16 protein-coding genes are annotated in these 19293 nt (G+C 63.8%); 3 read left to right on the forward strand and 13 right to left on the reverse strand.

What is annotated here, in order from left to right:
- Window positions 1–36: 36 nt before the first annotated feature.
- A complete protein-coding gene (locus C7402_RS32200) occupies window positions 37–831 on the forward strand; it encodes a crotonase/enoyl-CoA hydratase family protein (protein WP_112173946.1) in 795 nt (264 codons plus the stop codon).
- A gap of 41 nt (window positions 832–872) precedes the next feature.
- Window positions 873–1787 carry a LysR family transcriptional regulator gene (locus C7402_RS32205; protein ID WP_224040996.1) on the forward strand — a complete coding sequence of 305 codons (915 nt, stop codon included), beginning with the start codon at window positions 873–875 and terminating at the stop codon, window positions 1785–1787.
- A gap of 122 nt (window positions 1788–1909) precedes the next feature.
- Here C7402_RS32205 and C7402_RS32210 read toward each other — a convergent pair whose 3' ends face one another.
- From C7402_RS32210 to C7402_RS32260, 11 genes are all read right to left on the reverse strand, one after another.
- Window positions 1910–2239 carry a BON domain-containing protein gene (locus C7402_RS32210; protein WP_116613540.1) on the reverse strand — a complete coding sequence of 110 codons (330 nt, stop codon included), beginning with the start codon at window positions 2237–2239 and terminating at the stop codon, window positions 1910–1912.
- Window positions 2240–2290: 51 nt separating this feature from the next.
- The gene (locus C7402_RS32215) at window positions 2291–3127 is read right to left on the reverse strand and encodes an avidin/streptavidin family protein (RefSeq protein WP_116613541.1); all 837 of its coding nucleotides are present in this window, start codon (window positions 3125–3127) and stop codon (window positions 2291–2293) included.
- On the reverse strand, window positions 3124–4545 hold the full coding sequence (locus tag C7402_RS32220; RefSeq protein WP_116613542.1) for an MFS transporter: 1422 nt from the start codon (window positions 4543–4545) through the stop codon (window positions 3124–3126). Before C7402_RS32220 ends, C7402_RS32215 begins: the two co-directional genes overlap by 4 nt.
- 34 nt (window positions 4546–4579) lie before the next feature.
- Window positions 4580–5398 (reverse strand): aspartate/glutamate racemase family protein, encoded by an 819-nt coding sequence (locus C7402_RS32225; protein ID WP_116613543.1) that lies wholly within the window; start codon window positions 5396–5398, stop codon window positions 4580–4582.
- Window positions 5399–5453: 55 nt separating this feature from the next.
- Entirely contained in the window at window positions 5454–6341 is an 888-nt protein-coding gene (locus C7402_RS32230) for a hypothetical protein (protein ID WP_133254600.1), read from the reverse strand.
- Between the two features lie 79 nt (window positions 6342–6420).
- Window positions 6421–7809 (reverse strand): aminopeptidase P N-terminal domain-containing protein, encoded by a 1389-nt coding sequence (locus tag C7402_RS32235; protein WP_116613605.1) that lies wholly within the window; start codon window positions 7807–7809, stop codon window positions 6421–6423.
- Between the two features lie 41 nt (window positions 7810–7850).
- Window positions 7851–9512, reverse strand: a complete 1662-nt coding sequence (locus C7402_RS32240) for a hydantoinase B/oxoprolinase family protein (protein ID WP_116613544.1) — start codon at window positions 9510–9512, stop codon at window positions 7851–7853.
- Between the two features lie 15 nt (window positions 9513–9527).
- On the reverse strand, window positions 9528–11606 hold the full coding sequence (locus C7402_RS32245; RefSeq protein WP_116613545.1) for a hydantoinase/oxoprolinase family protein: 2079 nt from the start codon (window positions 11604–11606) through the stop codon (window positions 9528–9530).
- A 352-nt stretch (window positions 11607–11958) separates the two neighbouring features.
- Window positions 11959–14649 (reverse strand): winged helix-turn-helix domain-containing protein, encoded by a 2691-nt coding sequence (locus C7402_RS32250; protein WP_116613546.1) that lies wholly within the window; start codon window positions 14647–14649, stop codon window positions 11959–11961.
- A gap of 494 nt (window positions 14650–15143) precedes the next feature.
- Window positions 15144–15443, reverse strand: a complete 300-nt coding sequence (locus tag C7402_RS32255) for a hypothetical protein (RefSeq protein ID WP_116613547.1) — start codon at window positions 15441–15443, stop codon at window positions 15144–15146.
- Window positions 15444–15717: 274 nt separating this feature from the next.
- Window positions 15718–16536 (reverse strand): MetQ/NlpA family ABC transporter substrate-binding protein, encoded by an 819-nt coding sequence (locus C7402_RS32260; RefSeq protein WP_116613548.1) that lies wholly within the window; start codon window positions 16534–16536, stop codon window positions 15718–15720.
- 314 nt (window positions 16537–16850) lie between these two features.
- Between C7402_RS32260 and C7402_RS32265 the strand changes: the two genes are divergently transcribed.
- Complete coding sequence (locus C7402_RS32265) at window positions 16851–17798, forward strand: D-isomer specific 2-hydroxyacid dehydrogenase family protein (RefSeq protein WP_116613549.1); 948 nt, start codon at window positions 16851–16853, stop codon at window positions 17796–17798.
- A gap of 41 nt (window positions 17799–17839) precedes the next feature.
- On the opposite strand, the gene C7402_RS32270 is transcribed toward C7402_RS32265, so the two are convergent.
- The gene (locus C7402_RS32270; RefSeq protein ID WP_116613550.1) at window positions 17840–18541 is read right to left on the reverse strand and encodes a maleate cis-trans isomerase family protein; all 702 of its coding nucleotides are present in this window, start codon (window positions 18539–18541) and stop codon (window positions 17840–17842) included.
- Between the two features lie 7 nt (window positions 18542–18548).
- Window positions 18549–19253 (reverse strand): hypothetical protein, encoded by a 705-nt coding sequence (locus C7402_RS32275; protein WP_116613606.1) that lies wholly within the window; start codon window positions 19251–19253, stop codon window positions 18549–18551.
- Window positions 19254–19293 lie beyond the last annotated feature (40 nt).

Consider the following 19293-nt stretch of genomic DNA (forward strand, 5'->3'; position numbering starts at 1 on the left):
CGGTCACGTCATCTCCACCATGGGACAAACCCTTAAATGAGCAATTTTCTGTCGTATACCCAAGAAAATCATGTAGTTACCCTGACCATGCTCGATGCGGAGCGACGTAATCCGCTAACCGGCAATAGCGTGGTCGATGAATTCCTATCCGCAATTACCCGCATTCAAAACGATACGAGTGTGCGCGCTGTGATCATTACGGGTGCGGATCCGGCGTTTTCGACCGGGGGCGACATCAAGACGATGCAAAAGCAGGCCGACCCCGAGGTGAACGTGGCCACGATCCGCGAGGACTATCGCACCGGCATCCAGCGCCTGCCGCTCGCACTGTTCAACCTCGATGTGCCCGTGATCGCTGCCGTCAATGGTCCTGCCATTGGTGCGGGACTGGATCTGGCCTGTATGTGCGATATCCGCATTGCGTCGGAAAAGGCGAAATTTGCCGAGAGTTTCGTCAAACTCGGCATAATCCCTGGTGATGGCGGTGCGTGGCTGCTTCCGCGTGTCATCGGTCTGGCCCGTGCATCGGAAATGACGTTCACCGCCGAGATCATCGACGCTCAGCGAGCGCTCGAATATGGCCTGGTCTCCCGCGTCGTTGCCCATGACCAATTAATGAGCGCCGCTCGCGAGCTGGCCGAGCGTATCGCGGTGCATCCCCCGTATGCAATGCGAATGACCAAGAAACTCATACGCGAAGGCATCCACGGACGCCTTGATTCGGTTCTGGAACTCAGTGCCGTGTTCCAGGCCGTCGCGCACAAGACCGATGAGCACCGTGAGGCCGTGAGCGCGTTCCTGGAAAAGCGCCCGCCGAACTTCAACAAGTGAGATGAACACGGCTGGCACGGAACTACGAGAACAAGGCGGATATGCAATCACCGAATGATCCAATGCTCGATCTGCGGCGAGTACGGCAATTTGTAACGCTTGCGGAGACATTGAATTTCCGTCGTGCCGCCGAACGTCTGAACATGGCGCAGCCCCCGCTTTCCGTTTCCATCCAGAAACTCGAAGCGGATATCGGGCTGCGCCTTTTCGAACGCGGCGGTGCCGGTGGCGTATCGCTCACGGCAAGCGGAAAAGCCGCATTGGCGGACGCACGCAAACTGCTCTTCCACAATTCGCAGATGCTGATCGCCGCCCGTGCAGCAAAAGAGGGAACCGGGGGTGCACTGGTCATCGGATTCGTGGGTTCAACGATGCAGGGCCTGCTGCAAAAGAGCCTGCGAATCTTCCGGGCCGAATATCCGAATGTTGAACTCGTGCTAAAGGAATCGATCTCGACACGTATCGTCGAGAACGTGGAAAGTGGCGAATTCGACATTGGCTTGATCCGCACGCCGCTGCTGATCTCGACGCAACTGAGGGTCGTGCCGCTCATCACGGAACCGTTTATGGCCGCGCTGCCAGCGGGTAACAGCCTGAGCCAGAAGGCTGAACTGTTGATGAGCGATCTGGCGTCCGAGCCGTTTGTGTTCTATTCCAGGGAACAGGCGGCGGGTCTACAGGCCATGGCCATGCTGGCGTGTCATCGGGCCGGGTTCAGTCCGAAGATCAATCAGGAAGCCACGCAGATCCAGACGGTTTTATCTCTTGTCGAAAGTGGTCTGGGCGTTGCGCTGGTGCCTTCGACAATGCGCAATTACATCATCGATCGGGTTGTCTATCGCGCCATTGCCGATATTTCAGACGCCGCAGAAATTGGCTTGAGTCTCGCCTTGCCCGAGATGGCAAATCCTGTGGCGCAGAAGTTCTGCGAAGTCGCAAGATCTGTCTTTCTCTGAGCAACAGGCTGCGGCTGCAATCCAGAACGCGAGAACGAGCCGTTCCGGATTGAATGGCTAGCCGGCGGACGCAAATTCCGTGAGGCCAGGTTCGACTTTCGATCGTTATCGCGGCAAAAACATCAATGGGCCGGGCGCAGTTTGTTGCGCACTGCCCTCACGCCGCTTGCCTCGGCCGCCGCGGAAGACGCCGCTTCGACCGCTGCGGCATCGGCCACTCTGCCGCTCAGCGTCACGACGCCGTCGCGAGCGCGTACCTTCACCTTGCTGGTGTCGATACCTGCCGCGCCGAGCGCCGCATGCACGTCCGCCACCATCTGCTTGTTGCGCGCCGTGGCCGCGATGATCTCAGATGCCGACTCTGGCGTGAGCGGCGAGCCGCCCTGCGCTGTGGCTACGCCCGCAGCAAACATAAGGACGGCGGCGACGGTCAAGCTTCGCATCCGGTTCATTTCTATTCTCCTCGTATTGTGCTTATCGCTATTGAATGGACGATGATGCTTTCATGACGTCATGACTTCGTTGCGCGCTGCGCCGCTCGATAGCTCGATGAACGCAACTTCGAGCGTCTCGTGCGCGACCGAAACGCCCGCATAGCGGTTGCCGTGCGCAACGGCTCGCGCGGTGAAGCGCTCCAGCGTCACGCGCCTCGCGTGGCGGTCGACGAAGCCGCCCAACCCGATCGCCCGCATGCGTCCGTCGTGCGCCCGGTCGAGCGCAGCCAGCGCTACGCTCTGTAGCGTGCATTCCGGCGAAGGGTCGGTAAAGCCCAACAGCATGAGCTGCGCGCCGTCACGCGTCTTGAGCGTTCCACTGACGCTGCCGAACTCGTCGTACGTGTATTCCAGGGATTCGATCCAGCCGTTCTTCACACCACGCATCCCCACCGCCGAGCGTGACGAAAGCCGGGGCACGGCAGCGCGCACAGCAGGAACAGGCACACTCACGCGTTCGAATGTCAACGTCTCGGAGTAGACACCCGCCTCGGCCAGTTCGATCGCATCGAATGGGCCGGACGCCACGAGTCCGTGCAAGACCTGAAAGCGCGCGCCTCCATAGAGAACGCCTGTCATGATCGAAACCCAATGCCAGCCCGGGTCGATCACGTCGCTGTCGAGCGGACGCCAGCGCACCGAGATCGCGAACGGCCGGTTGCCGTCGTGCGCCTCGCCAATCCAGCCTGAAGCGGGATAGGTTCCCGTCGCGCCTGTTTCCGAACGGTACGTGCCGCTCACGTGCCCGTTCGCCTCGTGCTGCGCGATCTCAAGCAGCGATCCATACGGGTTGCGCCACGTCCCGAGTACGGGCGCGTTCTGATCTGGCTGAGCGTTGGGCGTCATGCGAGCTCCTTGCCTTCCGTCTCTGGCAGCATCAACGCGAGCAGCACTGTGACGACGAGAAAGAGATTGATGAAGGTGGTCGTCATGTTGAACGACGATCCCCGCGCCACAAGAAAGCCGATGAAAGTCGGCGCGGCAAAGTTGGCGAGCCGCTGTGCGAGGATGGCCCAGCTATAACCGATCGTGCGTAGCCTCGTCGTGTACATCTCGGCTACCCACGTATCCCAAACACCCCACGCGCCAAGGCTGAAGAACGCGAGTGCGAAGTTGCTGATGTACAGCGCACCCAGCGTTTGTGCATTCGCGAAGACATAGCCTGCGACGGCCGATAGCGCCACGTACACGATCATCACCTTCTTGCGGCCGCAGCGCCCGGTGAGGAACGACGCGCTGACGTAGCCCGGTATCATGCACAAGGCCGAGAGCGCGATAAAGCCATAGCTTTGCGGCAGACTCAGTCCGCGCTGCTGGAGCAGCGTGGGCAGCCATGTCTGCAACCCCCAGTAGCCCCATGCGAACGTGAAGTTGATACACACCTGCAAGATCGTTATCAAGAAGGTACGCCCCGCGAAGAGGTCGCGCCAGACGCTGCTCACAACGGCCTCCACGTGCAGCGTGTGGTGAGGTGCGATGTGCGTCGCGCCGCGGCTCAGACGCGCGATCGCCGCGCGCGCCTCTTCCTGCCGGCCCGCGGCGGCCAGCCAGTAGGGGGACTCCGGCACCCAGCGCGCGACCACGAGCGCCCAGCAAGCCGCCACCGAACTCACGCCAATGACCCACCGCCAGCCGAATGGCATCAGCCAGATCGTCGCGCATACGGCGAGGATCATGCCAATGGGCCAGCCCGCGGCGAGGTAGACCGTGAACGGGCCGCGCTTGCGCACGGGCAGTAGCTCCTCGAAATACGGGAACGTCACGACGAGCATGCCCGCCGCAACGACGCCCGAGACGAGCCGCAGGGCGTAAAGCGTGGCGTAGTCGGGTGAGAACGCGCTCGCGGTCGAGACGACGCCATACATCACGAGGCTCCAGATGATCGAGCGCTTGCGCCCGAGGCGCTCCGAAAGCGGTCCCCAGAAAATAGACCCGATGCCCATGCCAACGAAGATCGCACCAATCAGGTTCCCGATCGCAACCGGCCCGAGATTGAAGTCGTGCGAGATAAGCGGTGAACTGTAGACGATGATCATCATCTCCCACGCCTCGATCACGAACACGAAGAAGAGCGCCAGGCAGCTCTTCAAATGCTCGCGCGTGAGCGGCAATGTTTCGAACACTTTGCCGACCGGAATCGCCGTGGGCGCAGACGGCAACGCGCGATAGCGCTCGCTCTCACCGAACCCAGGCACGTCCGCCGTGATGCCCGCCGCGAGGGCTGGCTCAAGCGCGGCGCGTACGTCCTGCGAAGAATGCGTCATGATTTCCCCTGTCGATATGAGTGGTGGACGCCAGTCAGCACGTCACGACGTCGCCGAGCGGCGCGGGCCCCGTGAAGAGGGCGAAATCGCGCAGCTCGCTTTCCGGCGGGGGCTCGCAACTCCACACCCGCGAGGGTTGCCAGCCGAACTGCCGCTTGTACTGCGCGAGCGACTCCGCCAGCTTGAACGCGGCCACGACCGGATCGATCACGGGCACGCCCACAGCCTGCTGAACCGCGTCGAAGAAGCCGAATTCGATCGTGCAGCCCAGAATCACCGCTTCCGCGCGATCCTGTTCCACGGCGCGGCGCGCCTCCTCGATGATGCGCGCACGCGTATGCGCAGGATCGGTCTGAAAATCGTTCACGCCCATCGCGAGCGAACGCATCGACGCGAGCCGATCAAGCATGCCGTAGCCGCGAATTCGGTCGCGCATCTGCTCGACCCATTTTTCGCGGCCCACGATCACCGAAAAACGGTTGGCAAGATTGGCCGCGACTTGCAAACTCGCCTGGCAGGGACCGACCACGATGGTTTGCGACGAGATTTCACGCGCTGCTTCGAGCGCGGGATCGTAGAAGCACCCGATCACCATTGCGTCGATCCCCTGTACGCCGGCTTCGCGTGCGACATGGACTGTCCGTTCCTCGATCAAGGCCTCGTAGGCGCGGTACTCCAGATGCGTTGGCGTGGACGCCATGTCGAGCGACGCGACTTGCACCGTTGTCGTTGGCTGCTTGATGGCGTGCAGCATCTGGGCAATCGGACGATTCCACGTGGCAATGCCCACCGGATTAAGCCAGCGCACCGAAACCGGTACATTCACCGGTTCACCCTTGAACGAATTGCTCATTGCACGACTCCTTGCTTGACTGAAGCATGTGTGAACTGCAAAAGACGCAGTAGCGTTACAGGTATTTGACGAGTGCCATCGTGAACGAGACCGAGCGGTGCAGGTTCGACGACGTGTAGTAATCGAAGTTGAGATTCCCCGAGATATAAATGCCGTATTTCGCCAGACCGTAATAGCTGAACGCCGGGCCGATCTTGCCTTCGCGCATTTCCTCGAAATCGGAGGCCGCCGCGCTATAAATGCTGTACGCGTGGTGCAGGCCGATGAACAGATCGTCGCGCACCTGGTAGCCGCCCGCGATATCGAGCAGCGTCATGCTGAGCCCGCCGCGCAAATGCTCCATCTGCCCGTTGCCGATATCGGTCGCGTTGAGATTGCGCGTCGCGTAGGTCAACTCGACAGGATTGATCGTTACGCCGATACGACCAATCTGGATGTAGTTGTTGACGTTGAAGCTATACGAATACTGGTTCGCCCCGGCCCCGAAGCCCGCGCTTTTCGTGCTGCCATTGGGAAACGTGACCGTGAACGTGGGGCTCGTCCAGAATGTCTTGTAGCCGGGCGTGCCCACGGGCCGGTCGGGCTCGATCACGTTGTAGTAGTACTCGATGCCGATATTCGGATAGGCGCCCCCAAAGCCACTCGCACCGGGCGCGCCGTGCGTGTTCGCATAACCCACCGAACCGTTGATCCAGAACTCGAACTGGTCGCGATGGGTGCCCGTGAACCCCGTCTCGGTAAAATACGCCGGGTTGAACGACGAATAAATCTGATTGGAATTCGGGCTCGTGTGCTGAAACACCGGAAATGCTTCGAGCGCCCATGAATTCGGTGCGCCAGCCTGGCCGTAGCCGATGAATTCGTCGGCGCAAGCCGGCAGCGCGGCGCCCGCAAAAAGAGTTAGACCGGCAGCTCCGGTCGCCAACCTACGCCCCACTTTCATGCTGATCCCCTGTCCTCTGCATGTAATACAGAATCCTGATTAATAGACGGTCTTTTCCCCATTCCGTCTGGCGAGGCGATCAGTCCGCCATCGCCGCTTCGATCTCGCTCACGGTTTTCGGTATCGGCGGGCCCATCACGCGCGCCCCCGTTGCCGTGATTTCGATCTCGTCTTCCACGCGCATGCCGCCCAGCCCCACGCAAGCACGCAGCGTTGCGTAGTCGATCAGCCCCTCATGGCGCCGCTCGGCGGCCCAGCGCTCGATCAAGGCCTCGATGAAATAGATGCCGGGCTCGACCGTCAGCACCATGCCGGCCTTCAGCGGCTTGCCCATGCGCAGGCTGCGCAAACCGAACTGGGTGCTGCGCGGTGTCTGTACGTCGTAGCCCACGCGGTCCTCGCCATAGGACTCCATGTCGTGAACATCGAGACCAAGCTGGTGGCCAAGGCCGTGCGGAAAAACGACCGCGTAGGCGCCCGACGAGACGATGTCGGAGACGGAGCCCTTGAAGATCCCCATCTGCAACATGCCGCCGGCGAGATGCGTGACGACGGCGCGATGCACGTCCGCGTAGCGCACGCCAGGGCGCGAGCCGCGAATGCCGATGTCCTGGGCCTCGAGCAGAAGCGTGTACAGCTCCCTCTGACGCGTATCGAATCGCCCGCTCACCGGCAGCGTGCGCGTGATGTCGCTCGCGTAGCCGAACGCGCTCGTCGCGCCCGAGTCGTTGACCACCAGCTCGCCCGGCGCGAGGCGTCCGTCGTAGTTGAAGTTGTGCAGAATCTCGCCGCGCTTCGTGAACACGGACTGATACGCTTCGAGCACGCCGTGCTGCGCCAGCACCGCGTGCATCCGCGCTACGCCCTCGCGCTCGCGGGCACCGGGGCGTACCGCGCGCATCGCCGCGCGATGCATTTCATCGGTAACCACGAGCGCGGCTTCGATCTGCTCGATCTCTTCCGCGCCCTTGACCTCGCGAAGCGCGACGAGCGCATCGATCAGCGCTGTTGAGGCGCATTTCGCCACTTCCTGGGGCGCAACGCCCATGAGCCGGCCGATTTCGAGCGTCGTGGCCGCCCGGTACGGCGGCAGAAAATGCAGCTTGCGAGCGTCCCTGCGCGCAGCGTCGAGCGCGGCTTGCAGCGCCGCGTAGCCGCGCACCGTGCGGCAACCTGCCCGCTCACACTCGCTCGCGAGCGACGGCGTTTTGCCAAGCCAGATTTCGTCGTCGAGCGTCGCGTCGTCGCCAAACACGACGTCTTCGCCGCTCTCCAGATCGAGCAACGCGACCAGCCCCGGACGATTGATGCCAAAGAAGTAGCGGAACGTGGCGTCCTGCCGGAACGGATGCACGTTGTGCGCGAAATTGATCGGCGCGTCGACATTGCCCGGCAGAAGCGCGATGCCCGTGCGGAGCCTTTCGCGCAGCGCCCGGCGCCGCGCGATATAGATGTTTTCTGCAAACATGTGAAAACCCTGGATCGTGTTTCGATGGTTCGATGTCGCGATCAAACAGCGACGCCATACACGCGCTTCGCGACTTCGGCGCTCACATAGCCGTTCTTCACGTCGTCGAGCACCGCCGTGCGCGAGCGCCTGGCCGGGTCGCCAAAACCGCCGCCCGACGCCGTGCGGATGCGGATCACATCGCCGCTGTCGAGCGGCAGCGCGCTCACCATGGAATAGCGCTCGGTCGCCCCGTTCCCGCGCACGACTTCGATGTAGTTGAGCGAGCCGTCCGCGCCACCCGCCAGCCCCCAGGGCGGCACTTGCGAACGCGTGTAGCCGCAAGTGAGCAAGGTGTGATCCGCGCGCACGCGATACTCGACGTGAATGCCGCGTCCGCCCCGGAACTGGCCATGGCCACCCGGTTCGTCGTTGAGCGTCATGCAATCCACGTACAGGCCATAGCGCGCTTCGCAGACTTCCGCCGGGCAGTTGTAGGTTTCGCCATGCATGCCCGAATACACGGCGCTGTTGCCGTCGCGCCCCGCTTCGCCGCCCCAGCCGCCAATTTCCGGTTCGACGAGGGTGAACGCCCGCCCTGTATCGGGATGCACGCCGCTGATGAAGGTGCCGCAAATCGATGCGAAGTTGCCCGCCGGCAGGCGTTCGGGCAAGTGCGCCGCGAGACAGCGCAGGATGAGATCATGGGCGCGGATCAGGTTCTCGAAGTAGAAGCCTTCGGCGGCCGGGCTCTGCGCCTCGAACATCGTGCCAGGCCGCGTGAGCACCGTCAGCGGACGGAACGTGCCGCCATTGGTCGCCGCGCGCGGATCGGTGACGGACTTGAACGCCATCTGCGCGGCGACGACGGTGCCGTCGCGGCTCAGATTGTGGGGTCCGGGCGATTGCGCCGGGTTGTCGCGCAAGTCGACGACCATGCCGGTGTCGCTGATCTCCACTGTCACGCGCAACGTCTGGCCGTCGTCCTGCAATTCGTCCATCGTGAAGCGGCCGCGCGGTGCGTCCTTGAGCGCCGCGAGCGACACCTTCTCGCCGAGTACCATGAAATCCGCCACGGCCTCGAGAAACACGTCGACGCCGTACTTTTGCGCGAGATCGACGATTCGCGCCGCGCCGCCGCGCACGGCCGCGATACCGGCCCAGAGGTCGCCTTCCATGAAGTCGGGCAAACGCGTGTTCGAGCGCAGGATCTGCATGACCGGGCGAATGGGCTTGCCCTTCGAGACCAGCTTCACGCAGGCGAGGCGCAGGCCCTCCTGGAAAATGTCGCCGGCATGGGTCGAGAGCGAACCCGGCACCGAGCCGCCTACGTCGTTCCAGTGCGCGATGTTCGCTGTCCACGCAATGATCCGGTCACCGGCGAACACGGGCATGGCGAGCACGACGTCGTTCAGGTGCGTGACGCCCCCGCCGCTGTGCGGGTCGTTGGTGATGAATACGTCGCCGGGCTCGATCTCGCCCGGCTGCGCGTGCTGCGCGAGTATGCGCTTGACCGCCTTGTCGAGCACCGCGATGAAGCCCGGCGCGCCGGAGCCGGAACTTGCGATATCGCCGTGCGCATCGGTGATGCCCGTGCCCATGTCGAGCACTTCGTAAATGATCGGGCTCATCGCGGTCTTGATCATCGCCGCGAACATTTCGTCGGCAATGGCCTGTAGCGAGTTCTGGATGATCTCCAGCGTAAAGATGTCCACTTTGCTCATCGTCGTTCTCCCTCGTCAGAGCGTGATGTGAAGGTTGCCGAGGCGATCGACGCTCGCTGCATTGCCCGGATGCACCACGATGGTCGTGCCCGCGTCTTCCACGATCGCGGGCCCGGCGAACGCCATGCCGGGTTCGAGCTTCGCGTTGTCGTAAATGGTGGCCTCGTGCACGCCTTCGAGCGCGTAGTCCACGGAGCGCTTGCCCTTGACGGTGCTCGCCAGCGTCGCGCCCGTGACGGGCAGCTCCGCGAGGTCGAGCTTGCCGATCTCCGAGGTCGTGACAATATGGAAGCCGACGATTTCGAGCGGCGCGTCGAGCCGGTAGGTGTACTGCCGTTCATACGTGGCATGAAAGCGCGCGGCAATCTCGCTCCAGTGCGAGACGATGCGCTCACCGGCGTTGAACGGCACTTCCACCGAATGCTCCTGGTTCTGGTAACGCAGCTTGCAGTGGATCGCGATGTGCAGTTGCGCGCGGGCAATGCCCTCGTCGCGGAACTGCGCGGCAGCGGCTTCGACCAGCTCGTCGAGCACGCCTTGCGCGGCCGCGAGCGAGGCTTCGTCGGCGGTCTGGAAAAAACGGTTCACGAACAGGTCGCGGCGCAGATCGGACATGGTCATGCCCCACGCCGAGAACACAGACGCTCCACGCGGAATCACCACTTTTTTCACGCCCAGTTCCTGGCCGAGCGCCACCGCGTGCATCGCCCCGCCGCCGCCAAACGCGACCAGCGTGAAGTCACGCGGGTCACGGCCGCGATTGAGCGAGACGAGCTTGAGCGCGTTGACCATGTTGTCGTTGGCAATGCGCACGATACCGCGTGCGATTTCCTCGCGCGTCATCGCGAGGCGCGCCGCGAGCGGGTCGAGTGCGCGCTCGATCGCCCCCATGTCGGCAACCGTCTCGCCGCCGCAGAAGTAGTCCTTGTTGATGCGGCCGAGCACGAGGTTCGCGTCGGTCGTCGTCGCGTGCGTGCCACCGTTGCCGTAGGCCGCAGGCCCCGGCGACGCACCGGCCGATTGCGGCCCTACGTGCAGCTTGCCGAAGTCGTCAACCCAGGCGATCGACCCGCCACCGTTGCCGATCTCCACCAGATCGACCACGGGCACCATGATCGGATAGCCCGCGCTTACGCGGTCGCGCTCCACCCAGTAGTCGGTCTTGATGGTCACCTGGCCGTTTTCGATGAGCGAGCATTTCGCCGTCGTGCCGCCGATATCGAGCGCCAGCACGTTTGGCTCGCCAATCAGGCGGCCCAGTTCGGCGGCCCCCCAGAAACCGCTCGCCGGACCGGATTCGACCATCGTGATCGGAATTTCACGCGCATGGGCAACCGTGTCGACACCACAGTTCGACTGCATCACATAGAGCGGCGCCCGATAGCCATTGGCCCGCACGCCCTGCTCGAGCTGGTCCAGATAGCGCGAGGCGATCGGCTGCACGTAGGCCGAGAGCACCGCCGTGCTCGTGCGCTCGTATTCGCGCCACTCGCGCGTGATCTGGTGCGAGGCCACGACCGAGACCTCCGGCCACAAGCGGCGGACTTCGTCGAGCACGGCGCGCTCATGCGCGGGGTTCGCATAGGCGTGCAGCAGGCAGATCGCCACCGCCTCGACTTCCGCACGGCGAAAGTCCTTCACGATTTCAGCGAGCGCGCCGAGGTCGAGCGACTCCCGCTCGCCACCATCGTAGTTGATGCGGCCGCCCACCTCGCGGCGCAGATGGCGCGGCACGAACGCCGCAGGCTTGGCCCACCTCAGATTGAAAAAGTCCGGGCGATTGGCACGTGCGATCTCGAGCACGTCGCGAAAGCCCGCCGTGGTAATGAGGCCGGTGCGCACGCCACGCCGCTCCGTCAACGCGTTGATGACGACGGTCGTGCCATGCGCGAGGAAGCTCACCTCGTCGAGCTTGACCTGCGCCTTATCGAGCACGTTGATGATGCCCTGCTCGAAATTGGGCGGCGTGGTGTCGGTCTTTGCCGTGCGAACGGTCTGCGCGCCGGTCGCGGGGTCGATCTCGAAGTAGACGAGGTCGGTGAACGTGCCGCCGACATCGGTCGCCACCCGAATGGTCTTTCCACCTGAGGTCATCGCACTTCTCCTTGCGTCACGATGGCTGGCGCACAAGCCGCCGGCCGTTGTTTTTCTGACTGGTCGCCGCGTTTCATAATAGGTAGCATGCCTAAACGTATGTTCATGGAAGCGGCCACGCCGCGATCGAATGAAGCGCTCGCGATACGGCCCCCGCGCAACGCGCGCCGGGGACGGCACCGGACGGTTCATCTGCTGCTGAGGCGGACTTTATGAATCCAATAAGCGCGCGGCAACCGGCACGGCGGGTAGGCGGGAGACGGGGTGAGCTACCCGCCTACCCATATGGGTAGTTTTGTGCGGGTAGTTTGGGAGGCGGGCCGCGGGGGCAAAGGCGCCGCGCGCCGCGAAGTCACGGCTGCGTGGGCACCAGCCCCTGCTGCATGGCGGCGGCGATGGCGCCCGCGCGGGAATCGACCCCGAGCTTCTGGAAGATCTGCTTGAGGTGGAACTTGACCGTGTTCTCGGAGATATCGAGCGAGCGCGCGATCGCCTTGTTGGTCTGCCCGGTGGCAAGCAAGCCGAGAATTTGCGCTTCCTTGCCGCTGAACTGCGCGCGCGGGCGCACGGGATGCGCGCGCCAGCCTCGCAGTTGCGAGACGATTGCCTGCAAGGCAGGGATGCCGGCGTCTCCAGCCGTCGGCAGGAACGGCAGAATGCCGGGGCCGATGTCGAGCAGCAGGCCGGGAATTTGATGCGCGATGACCGGCCGGAGCGCCTCGGCAAGCTCCGCCGGGGTTGGTCCTTTCGCGCCCGCGGCCTTGCCCTGGGGGATCAGCGCGAGCAGACGCAAACGCCAGGCGGGCAACAGCAACCCCGCCCGCTCCAGCTTCGCGGCATCGTGGGCGAGGCGCGCGAGCGCTTCGGCCGCGGCCCCCATTGCGAGGCGCATGCGTGCGAAGGCCAGCGCCGCCGCCTCGCACAGGCGCCAGTCGAGACCGCCATCCTCGGCGGATGTCGCAGCGAGGCTGAGTGCCTGCGCCTCCTGCTGCGCGCGCTCACCTTGCCCGCACTGGGCGAGCAAGTCGACGCGCCAGATATTCACCAGTTCAGCCAGGCGCGGCAGTTGGCGGTCCTGCGCTATACGCTCGGTGTGATCGAGTACGCGGCAGGCGTGCTCCATGCCGTGCTGGCGCAGGCCCGCGCGCCAGGCGATGTCAGCGGTATTGGCGAACAGTTCGAACCAGCCGTCGATATGCTCCAGCGTTTCCTGGCCCTCGACCAGCCACGATTCGGTCTCCGCCCATGCGCCTTCGAGATAGAGATGCTGCGCCTTCAGGCAACCCACTACGGCCTTGAGCGAACTGTCCGTGCCGAAGTTCGCCTCGGCGAGCGTCATGGCCTCGTCGACACGTTCTCGCGCGGTGGCGATTTCGCCGCTCGTGCACAGGGCGAGCGCTTCGTGCATGAGGCAGAAGTTTTCGCCAAGCGGGCTCGCAACGATTCGCATGCGCACACGTGCCGCGCGCGCCGCGCCAATCGCGTTGCGCATCTGGCCGCGCCGCACCGCGAAGAGTGCGCCTACGCACAGCAACGTGGCCTGGGCGAGAGCGTCGTCGGGCAGCCGCTCGTTCGCGCTTTGATCGTCGACGGGCAAGCGCAGATCGTCGCCGTCGATGTCGAAGTACCCGCGCAGCAGCGCCTCGATGACCGTGAAGTCACGCTCGAGGCGCGCGTCACCTTGCATGGCCGGCTGGGCGAGACGCAGCAACTCCATCGCCAGCGCCGGGTTGCCGAGCTTGGCTTGCAGGTAGGCCTGCATGAGCACGAGTTCCGGGTCGCTGCGGCGCGCGCGTTCGTCGAATTGCTGTAGCAGGCTCTGCGTGTAGTGGATGCCGTGGCGCAGCACCAGTTCCCAGCCACCCGCGTCGAGCACGAGCCGTATGCCAAGCGCCGTGTCTTGCGCACGTAGCGCGTGCGACACCGCCAGTACCCAGTCGTCGCGCTGCGCGAGCCACTGTGCAGCGGCTCGATGGATCTCCCGGGCTCGTCGCGCGCCAAGGCGCTGGCTGAGAAAATCGGAGAGCAGCAGGTGGTAGCGGAACCAGTTGCCGTTGGCGTCGAGCGGGACCAGCAATGCATGGAACGAGCTCAGGCGCGCGAGCAGCGTGGCGCTGTCGTGACGGTCGCGCGCGACATCGGCGAGATCGGCGTTGAAGCGCTCGAGCACCGACGTCTCGATCAGGAAGTCGCGGCAATCTTCGGGGAGATTGTCGAGAATCTGCTCGGCCATATATTGCGCCATCTCGGCGACGTGCCCTGAGAACGAAGGCAAGCCGAACGCCGACGCCGTGCCTCGGGCGAGCCACAGGCGCGCTAGCTGGACGGCGACGGCCCACCCCTCCGTTTTCGAGTGGACGGTCGCGAGGGTCGATGGCCCGTGGTCGGGGCCGAGGATCTGCGAGGCTTCGGGTAGCGACAGAACGAGGTCGTCGGCGTCGATTTCGTGGACGAGCCCGCGCGCCTTGAGCGTGGCGACTTGCCAGGCCGGTCGGGTGCGACTCGCGATCACGAGGCGCAAGCCGGGGGTCGCCCGTTCGAGCAGTGTCAGCACGATCTCGTCGATCACGCGCGATGCGGCCCGGTGGTAGTCGTCGAGCATCAGCGTAAAGCAGCGCCCGTCGCGCGCGAGTGCCTGGAGCAGCGCGGCGATCGTGCGCTGCGCGCGCGCATCGAGTGCCTGGGAGTGGGCCAACGACGCCAGGCTGCCGAGATCGAGGCCGGCGTCTTCGAGCGACAACAGCAAATAAACGAGAAAGCGGTTCGGATCGCCATCGGCCTCGTCCAGCGAAAGCCAGGCGACCGGCTGCGTTTGTGCGCTGTCGCTCGCGCGCAGTGCGTCGCGCCACTGCGCGAGCAACGTCGTCTTGCCAAATCCGGGCGCGGCGACAACCAGCGTGAGCGGACGGCTTGCGTGCGCCTGCAAGCGTTCGAGCAACGCGATGCGCGGCACGGCTTCGAGCTGCGTATACGGGGGCGTCAGTTTGCCGACCCACATCCAGGCGCTCGACGGATCGGACGCGTCGAGTCGGACGTCGGTCATAGGGACTTCCCGCTGCCGTGTTGCGGCTCACGCATGATTGCGCGGCAGCGGGCACGCATGTGAGGCGGAGCAAAAAATGGGCTGTTCTGGCCCGGGAATGGATAGCGTGGCATTGGCCTGGTTTGAGTCTGGCGCATCGGTCGGAACAATAGCCGCAACGGCGGCGGACGCGGTGTCGCTCGCAAGCCCTTGCAGCAAAGCCATATTGCGCGCAGTGTAACGCAGCCGAAATTCCGTGCAGAGCGTGTGCGGGTAAGTCTGGGGGCTCGCTGCCCTGCCCGGCGCCCGAGGATCGCGGCGATTCAGCGGCGCGACCGTGACCCGGCTGGCGATCGGCTGGCAATCGGCTTGCCGCGCCAAAGCGGTTCACGCGGCCCGCCGCGCGCCGTGCCGTCCGCCCGATTCCATCAATCGGGCGTCGCATCCGGTCCGGTGCTTCATGGCGCGGCCCACTCGCTCCCCTCTGGCGATGGGTTCAAGTGGGCCTGCCGTGCTCAATGCAGGGTGTGGGCGCAACTGATGGCGTCGTGATCGGCGTCATCGGACGAGGCTTGATCGAGGATCGCGCACCGGAAGTCGTACTTGACGCGCAGGATCGCGGATTCAACACGTGCGTCGCCGCGGTAGCCGCTCAGGCGAGTATTGATCGCCTCCTCGACGGCGAGAATGGCCTTCTCGATACTTTCAGGATCATCGCTATCGAATCCGACCTCAATCTCGACGCTCTCCAGCAGGTCTAACGCTGCCGAAATATCATCCGAAGCAACGAATAGCGTCTCGGCGTTTTCTCTCATCTTCCCTCCCCGTTGGGTCGTCCAGCGTCTTCAGACAGCTGCGAGTTGCACGACTATCGTTGCACATCCGGAGCAAACCTGGCGGGAGATGATGGCGGTTGTTGGGTTCGAAACAACGGAAGGGTTGCGTTACATAGTGAAGCGAATAGAATCGACTGTTCCAGCTTGATCTATTGTCGCGGCGTTCGCCTTTTGGACATCATCGACAACCAAGAGCATCTCCGCTTCAAGGCAGTCGCCGCAGCCGTGACGTGCAGCGCACCGCCCGCTCGCATCATTCCGACGGCTTCGAGAAGCCTGCAAACCGCTCATCAATCACACGCCTGAACTCTGCCGATTTGTAAGCGTTCGCAATGTCTTTCACGTACGGTTTGTTCAGATCGGCCGTGCGCACCGCGACGAGGTTCAGATAGTACGGCGGGATTTTTTCGAGCAACAGCGCATCCGTGAGCTTGAGGCCGGAGGCGAGCGCGAAGTTGCCGTTCACGAAGGCGTAGTCGACGTCGTCCAGAGAGCGCGGCAACTGCGCGGCTTCCAGCGGCACCAGCTTGATCTTGTGCGGATTGGCATCGATATCGCGCTCCGACGATTTCACGGGATCGACGCCGGGCTTGAGCGTTACCCAGCCAAGCTGCTGCAACAGGATGATCGCGCGCGCCTGGTTCGTGACGTCGTTCGGCAGGGACACCGTGGCGCCGTCCTTCGGTTCGTCGAGACGCTTGTGCTTGTGACTGTATAGCCCGATGGGCGCGGTTGGCACCTTCACCAGTTCCGACAGCGCGAGCTTGTGATCCGCCGAGAACTTCTTCAGATACACCTCGTGCTGAAATGCGTTGGCGTCGAGCGCGCCATCGGCCAGCGCGAGATTCGGCTGAACATAGTCGCTGAATTCGACGATCGTCACCTTGTAGCCTTCTTTCTCCAACTGAGGCTTGATGCCGTAGCGGATCTGATCGGAATAAGGTCCGGCTGTCGCGCCGAAACGGATTTCCTTCTTGTCGGGATCGGCGGCATGCGCGCTCACGCTGAGCGCGATCAATGCCCCAAGAGCGAGGGTGGTCAAGGGCGACCAGGCATGGCGGAAAGCTTTCATCGGGTTCTCCTCTGCGCCGTTGTGCCCGTAGGTCGGGCCCGGCTGCGGTTTATTGGTTGTCGGCATGCGAGCTTAAAAAAAAGTCAGCCCCCGCCAAACCAACAAATCAATCTTTGGTTTCCTCTGGAAGCGAATACGGCTGGCCGCCCATTCGTCCGCAGCGTGACGCGCTTCATATGTTTTTCAGCATTCGTTCGTTGTCGAGCGTGCGATCAAACCGTAGCCTCGTGTATCCAGCCGAGACGCGTTTCGCCGCCATCCCATCGAGGCCGCCCATCGCGCACGGCGCTTTAGCGACAATCTCAAGTACATCCATGGTCACGATCGCGAGTCAGCTTCCCGAACCCTTCAACGACGCCGTGCGCGCCCTCCTGCCCGATGCGCAGGTGATCGGCATTCCACGCGGTGTGCCGCCGGTATTACCGGACGATGCGTCGATCCTCGTCGCCGCGCCGATCATCGTGAGGGGCGCGACGGCGCCCGAGCATGCCCCTGCCGGCTGGCCGTTCGGACTGCGCTGGGTGCAACTGGGTTCATCCGGAATCGACTTCTATCCGCGCTGGTTCTTCGACGGGCCGCCCGTCACGACGGCGCGCGGCACCGCATCGCAGGCGATCGCGGAATTCGTGCTGGCCGCGATCTTCTCGCACGCGAAACGTCTGCCCGACATCTGGATTCACGATGCGCACGAATGGCAGATGTCGCCGCTCGCGACGGTGGCGGGAAGTACGGTCGGCATCTTCGGTTTCGGTTCGATCGGCGAGGCGGTTGCGCAGAAAGCGACCGCGCTGGGTGCGCGGGTTCTCGCCGTGCGCCGCCGTACGACGAATCAGGCCGCCGTAGCCGGCGTGACCTTTGTGGCGGACATCGGCGAGCTGTTGCAGCAATCCGACCATCTCGTGCTGGCGGCACCCGCTACGGAATCGACGCGCCATATCGTCAACCTGGCCTCGCTCAAGCTCGCGAAGCCAGGGCTTCACCTGATCAATATCGCGCGCGGCTCGCTCATCGACGACGCGGCGCTGCTCGAAGCCCTCGACGAGGGTGTCATCGGCGGCGCGTCGCTGGACGTCACCGAGCCGGAGCCTTTGCCCGCGGGCCATCGCTTTTATACGCACCCCCGCGTCCGGCTCTCGCCGCATACGTCGGCGATCGGCCCGCACAATACCCAGGAGTTGGCACGCAAGTTCGCGCGCAATTTCAAGGCCTTTTCCGCAGGCACCGCGCTGGAGGATCTGGTGGATGTTCGCCAGGGGTATTAGCGGCGTGCCATTTGTGACTGCGAGCGTCAGTGGGAGCGGGCTCAGGCCAGCAACGCCCCATAGCCCACAGGCCGCTCACCGATATTCAGTCTTTTCAGGCAATACCAGAGCAATGCGGCATTGCTCGTGATGACCGGACGTCCCACCGTGTCCTCGATCGACTGGATCACGCCGCTCACGCGGATGCCCGCGCAGCTAATCAGCACGGCGTCGAACTCGCGCGGCAATGCCGTGGCGAGTTCCAGCCACGTTTGCTCGGGCAGTGTGCCCTGCTCGTAGGGGGTTGTGCACGCGCGGCTCGCGTCCGCCACCACCTCGAAACCGCGTGCGGCGAGAAACGTCTTTTCCGTCGCCACCACGTGCTCGCCATAGGCGGTCACGAGGCCGAGCCGCTTCACGCCCAGTTCGGCGCAGGCCGCGAGCACGGCTTCGATCGTCGTCACCGCCGCGATCTGCGTCGCCGCCTCCACGCGTGCGTTGATCGCCTCGGGCCCGTTGACGACGCCCGCCGCCGTGCAGTTCGTGGCGATCAGATCCACTTTCGCGTCGGCGAGCAATTGCGCGTGCGTTTCGATGTCGTCGATCAGCGTGCGGTCGGATTCGATCGACGTGTCGCGAAACGGCAGGCGCGTGGTGACGAACTGCACGCCCTCGGGCGCCATCGCCTGAATTTCGAAGTCGCACAATCCGCCCGACGGATAGAGATGGCCGATGCGCGCCAGATGTCCGTATCCTATGCTCACGAATGCCTCACTTGACGAAGTGCATGGTGCGCGCCGCCATCGGATGATGGATGTTGCTGCCCTTGAACGGCGGGAATTGTTCGAAGTCCTGACGCATGGCGTGACGCACCGGCGAGTGCATCGCCTCCGTGATCGCCTGCGCGCTGTCAAACATCAGCTTGTTGCGCTGCATGTAGTGCACGCGCGTCCACGGCATCGCATCGAGCCAGTCGATACGCGTAAAAATCTCGATCTCGCGCACGCCCGGAAAGTCGAACATGATCTGTGGATGATGCGTGAGGTAGTAGTTGATCCACTCGTCGAAGTCGAGCGCATGGCCAGGATAGTGAACCAGAAACTGGCACGGCAACGCGCCTTGCGGCACGCGCGCCTGCGCATCGGCCACGGGAAACGGCCGCCGCAGCATCGCTTGCTGCTCGACGCGGCAACCCACCAGGCTCGGCAGGCCGGCGCTCGCGAGCGCCTGCAAGTGTCCGCCCGCGGCGATCGGCGCTTCGAGATCGAAGACCGTGTCGTAGTCGAGTTGCATCGCGAAGATCGGCGAGGGGCCGTCCTGCGTGTAGTAGTCGTCCGCCGATTCGGGCGTGTACAGCCGCGCGCGGCGTAATGCCGGCGTGGCTTCGACGATCGCGGCGATACGCGCGAGATCGTCGGCGGCCATGCGCGCCGACGCGTCGGCGTGCACCCAGGTCACGAGATAGGAAAACTGCATGATTCGATTGACCTCCTTGTGTGCCGAAGCGCGACGGAGA

The organism is Paraburkholderia unamae (assembly GCF_003096875.1).
Classification (GTDB): Bacteria; Pseudomonadota; Gammaproteobacteria; order Burkholderiales; family Burkholderiaceae; genus Paraburkholderia; species Paraburkholderia unamae.

Bases quoted from the DNA above. Each gene is read 5' to 3' on its own strand.
- C7402_RS32205 (WP_224040996.1), top strand. From the start codon at position 873: ATGCAATCACCGAATGATCCAATGCTCGATCTGCGGCGAGTACGGCAA.
- C7402_RS32200 (WP_112173946.1), top strand. From the start codon at position 37: ATGAGCAATTTTCTGTCGTATACCCAAGAAAATCATGTAGTTACCCTG.
- C7402_RS32250 (WP_116613546.1), bottom strand. From the start codon at position 14,649: ATGACCGACGTCCGACTCGACGCGTCCGATCCGTCGAGCGCCTGGATG.
- C7402_RS32255 (WP_116613547.1), bottom strand. From the start codon at position 15,443: ATGAGAGAAAACGCCGAGACGCTATTCGTTGCTTCGGATGATATTTCG.
- C7402_RS32235 (WP_116613605.1), bottom strand. From the start codon at position 7,809: ATGTTTGCAGAAAACATCTATATCGCGCGGCGCCGGGCGCTGCGCGAA.
- C7402_RS32240 (WP_116613544.1), bottom strand. From the start codon at position 9,512: ATGAGCAAAGTGGACATCTTTACGCTGGAGATCATCCAGAACTCGCTA.
- C7402_RS32260 (WP_116613548.1), bottom strand. From the start codon at position 16,536: ATGAAAGCTTTCCGCCATGCCTGGTCGCCCTTGACCACCCTCGCTCTT.
- C7402_RS32230 (WP_133254600.1), bottom strand. From the start codon at position 6,341: ATGAAAGTGGGGCGTAGGTTGGCGACCGGAGCTGCCGGTCTAACTCTT.
- C7402_RS32275 (WP_116613606.1), bottom strand. From the start codon at position 19,253: ATGCAGTTTTCCTATCTCGTGACCTGGGTGCACGCCGACGCGTCGGCG.
- C7402_RS32220 (WP_116613542.1), bottom strand. From the start codon at position 4,545: ATGACGCATTCTTCGCAGGACGTACGCGCCGCGCTTGAGCCAGCCCTC.
- C7402_RS32265 (WP_116613549.1), top strand. From the start codon at position 16,851: ATGGTCACGATCGCGAGTCAGCTTCCCGAACCCTTCAACGACGCCGTG.
- C7402_RS32210 (WP_116613540.1), bottom strand. From the start codon at position 2,239: ATGAACCGGATGCGAAGCTTGACCGTCGCCGCCGTCCTTATGTTTGCT.
- C7402_RS32215 (WP_116613541.1), bottom strand. From the start codon at position 3,127: ATGACGCCCAACGCTCAGCCAGATCAGAACGCGCCCGTACTCGGGACG.
- C7402_RS32225 (WP_116613543.1), bottom strand. From the start codon at position 5,398: ATGAGCAATTCGTTCAAGGGTGAACCGGTGAATGTACCGGTTTCGGTG.
- C7402_RS32245 (WP_116613545.1), bottom strand. From the start codon at position 11,606: ATGACCTCAGGTGGAAAGACCATTCGGGTGGCGACCGATGTCGGCGGC.